Origin of the sequence: Polaribacter sp. IC066 (genome assembly GCF_007997085.1) — a bacterium.
In the GTDB taxonomy this organism is placed as follows: Bacteria; Bacteroidota; Bacteroidia; order Flavobacteriales; family Flavobacteriaceae; genus Polaribacter.
This window is the reverse complement of record NZ_VORR01000112.1, coordinates 1-2525: the sequence shown is the minus strand read 5'-3', so window position 1 is coordinate 2525 and position 2525 is coordinate 1. Positions and strand designations below refer to the sequence as shown.

Genomic DNA, 2525 nt, shown 5'->3' with positions numbered 1-2525 from the left:
TTTAACAATTAAATCTGACATAATATTGAATTTAAACAAAATTTAATAAAACGTATGCCAACACTGCATAAAATTAATTTGCTGGTTTTAGCATACTTATGAAAGTTCGTGTCGCCTTTCTTTTTTGCATTGTTTAATTAGTTATTGGTAAATTACGCAAACTAATATTATACAATCACGTTGTGGTTTATATGGCTCATCAAACAGCTATATTGAGTAATCATAAATTACAGCTTGTTTAAACTAAAACTGAATATTAATCCTTAAATTTAAATAATTATGAAAAATAGAAAAAACAGATTTATTAAACTTGGAATATTACTCTTTGGAGTAACCATAGTTTTATGGAACTGTACAAAAGAAAATGAAATCCATCAACAAGAAGTTCAACAAAAAAATACAGCTTCAAGAATTTCTTTTAAGCAATTTGAAAGTAAAGTTAGTCCTAATAATTTATACAATAAATTACTTCCACTTTTTAAAACAGAAAATTCTTATTCTCGTAGAAGTATAGATTCATCAAACGCATCTATTTTAACTGATGATATTGTTAGAATGGAGTTAGAAAACTATTCAACGTATACTTTTAAAATAGAAACTCAAACAGAAGAAAACCAATTTTATAACCTTGTTCTTTTTGTAAATAGCTCAAAAGAAATCTATGATTCTAAAATATTAAAATATACTTCTTCTCAACAATGGATACATAATCAATCAGAACATTTTACTGGAACTGTTAATATTAGTAACAATGAGATTTTTAATGTAAATAACTTATTACAATCTCGTTCAAGTGGAAACTGTGTTACTGGTGTTCATACTTCTTGGGAATGTAGTTTTGGAAATCCACACGCTCCTGGAACCTGCAATGGAACTTCTTTCGAATTTACATTAGCATTAGAATATGGTGAATGCTCTGGCGGTGATGAAGGTAATATAGACATACCTTCAGGGGGTAGTACTGGGTTTGGTGGTGGGCCTTCCTCTGGTGATGGCGGTGATAATGTAATTCCTACTGTCCCTTTAGAAGACCCAAGATGTCCTCCCGGAAGCGGTAAAATTAAAATCGGAGAAGTTTGTGTTTGTAAAGAAGGTAAAGTAGAAGATGAAAATGGAAATTGCGGTTGTGAAGAAGGTAAAGTTGAACATACTAATGGCACAGATACTTGTGTAAAGAAACCTTGTGAAGGTGACCCAGTTCCTAACCCTGAAATAGCAGCTCAAAAAGGTAGTTCTGGAACAAAAGGTGCTATGTATGGTAATTCTTCAAGTGGTAGTTGTGCAAGATATGGTTCAAATGATTGTACTACACAAAGAAATAAAAAACATGATGGAATCGATTTAAAAAATGAACAAGGAGCACCAATTTTTGCTATGTTTGATGGATTTATTTATTCAACAAAATATCATGAGAAAGCAGGTTATAATAGTAGAATACACAGTACTGTAAACGGTAAAAATATTCTAATATCATATTTTCATTTACAAGAAAACAATAGAATATTACAAACAAGTAGCCCTTTAACCTATGTGAAAGCTGGAGACATTATTGGATATCAAGGGGATTCTGGAAATTTAAAAGATGCATTAAAGAAAAAATCTGTAGACTCACACGTTCATATCGAAGCTCGAGAACATGATGAAAGTAGTTCTTGGGCCTATGAAAATTATAAGTTAGTAGACCCAAGAGATTATCTTTCTACTACTATTGATGACAATGGAGTATCACAAGCAAATACAAGATGTAACTAAAAAATAAAAATTATGAAAAATATACTATTAATTTTAATGCTATCATTAACAAGTTTAGTAAGTTGTCAAATATCATCAAATATTATACCTAAAACAGCGTTTTATAATATTAAGATAAATAATATTACATTAAATGACATTCAAGCAACTACAGGAATAAGACAGCAGGTCAGAGATTTAATTCCTGCTATTATTCAAAATGCTACAGAAGAGCCTGAAGAAGATAATTACTATTCTTATAAATATGATGGTTTCAATCTAGCTTTTGAAGAAAATGAAATAATTGCATTTAAAATCATCAAAAATAATTGGAATATAACAATACAAGGAATTACAATAACTATTGGCGATAACATAAGTGCTTTAGGGAATGTGGTATTTAATACTGATGCAGATGGTGGTAAAAGTATCGTTTATCAGTATTGTGATGGATGTAATAATTTTATTTACATTGATTTTGACCAACAGACTAATAAAATAACTAAAATTGGTTTTATTGAACAAACATAAATACAAACCACAACACGGTATATAAAAAATAGCAGATAAGTGCAAGCTAGAAAGCTTGTGCTTTTCTACTATTTTAATTCATAACCTGAAAGTAACTGCTTTTCTATTCTGCTACTTTTCATATACCAATACGTTGGCAAAAACTGGCTGATTTTCTAAATTAGAAGCTAAAGTCATTTAAAAAAACATTTTGCTTTAAAGTTTGAACCCCAAAATCGGAGAAAAAAATGCGGAACGTGGAACACTCTCTCGCTAATCAGAAT

Annotated in this window: 2 protein-coding genes; both read left to right on the top strand. The window is 29.8% G+C overall.

What is annotated here, in order from left to right:
- Positions 1-279: 279 nt before the first annotated feature.
- On the top strand, positions 280-1752 hold the full coding sequence (locus tag ES044_RS18070) for a M23 family metallopeptidase (protein WP_147120723.1): 1473 nt from the start codon (positions 280-282) through the stop codon (positions 1750-1752).
- Positions 1753-1764: 12 nt separating this feature from the next.
- Positions 1765-2262 (top strand): hypothetical protein, encoded by a 498-nt coding sequence (locus ES044_RS18065; protein WP_147187463.1) that lies wholly within the window; start codon positions 1765-1767, stop codon positions 2260-2262.
- Positions 2263-2525 lie beyond the last annotated feature (263 nt).

Excerpts from the sequence above, each read along its gene's own strand:
- ES044_RS18065 (WP_147187463.1), top strand. The coding sequence starts at position 1,765 with ATGAAAAATATACTATTAATTTTAATGCTATCATTAACAAGTTTAGTA.
- ES044_RS18070 (WP_147120723.1), top strand. The coding sequence starts at position 280 with ATGAAAAATAGAAAAAACAGATTTATTAAACTTGGAATATTACTCTTT.